Origin of the sequence: Bartonella sp. AA2SXKL (genome assembly GCF_042197205.1) — a bacterium.
Lineage (GTDB): Bacteria > Pseudomonadota > Alphaproteobacteria > Rhizobiales > Rhizobiaceae > Bartonella.
Window position 1 is genome coordinate 1 of the sequence record NZ_JBHIRN010000068.1, and the last position, 1,008, is coordinate 1,008.

At 35.7% G+C, this 1,008-nt stretch carries 1 protein-coding gene; it reads left to right on the top strand.

Going from position 1 to position 1,008, the window contains the following annotated elements; all coding sequences use genetic code 11:
• The coding region (gene tyrS / locus ACFINS_RS09780) for a tyrosine--tRNA ligase (protein WP_375706152.1) at positions 1–898 on the top strand (898 nt) is incomplete at its 5' end.
• Positions 899–1,008 lie beyond the last annotated feature (110 nt).

Consider the following 1,008-nt stretch of genomic DNA (forward strand, 5'->3'; position numbering starts at 1 on the left):
AGAAACCGATTCATGCATAGTCAATAATGCTGAATGGCTGTGCACCTTAAACTACTTAGAATTTTTGCGTGATATAGGAAAGCATTTTTCCGTTAATCGTATGTTGTCATTTGATTCTGTCAGACTCAGACTTGAACGCGAGCATTCTTTATCATTCTTAGAGTTTAATTATATGATCCTACAAGCTTATGATTTTGTTGAACTTTATAAGCGTTATGGGCTCCGTATGCAAATGGGTGGCTCTGATCAATGGGGCAATATTATTAACGGAATTGAACTAGGACATCGCTTAGGAACACCACAATTATATGCTCTCACTTCACCATTACTGACAACGTCTTCCGGTGCAAAAATGGGTAAGTCATTAAATGGAGCTGTCTGGCTTAATGCTGATATGCTGTCACCTTATCAATTTTGGCAATATTGGCGAAACACAGAAGATGCTGATGTTACACGATTTTTAAAGCTTTATACACCATTGCCAATGGACGAGATTCTTAAACTTTCTGCATTACAAGGGACTGAAATTAATGAAGCAAAGAAAATTCTTGCAACAGAAATTACAGCAATGTTACACGGACGCGATCTTGCAAATGCAGTAGCAGAAACTGCCCGTAAAACTTTTGAAGAAAGAACTCTCGGAGAAAATCTTCCAACTTTTGAAATTAACGCCAATGATTTAAAAATGGGTACTGGATTGCTGATTCTTTTAGTACAAGCAGGACTTTCTAAATCGAACAGTGAAGCACGCCGACATATTCAAGGTGGAGGAGTTCGTGTCAATGATCACATTATTGAGGATGAAACACATCTTATTCGCGAAGAAGATATCAATGCACAAGGAATCATTAAACTTTCTTTCGGTAAGAAAAAACATGTTTTAATAAAACCCCTATAATTTTTTCTCTTATTTTCTCAATTCAATCTTTATGATATAATACGCCGTCTAAGAGAAATAAAAAATCTTTGAACTAAGTACAAGAGAGCTGAATTTTTACTTCTTTTATT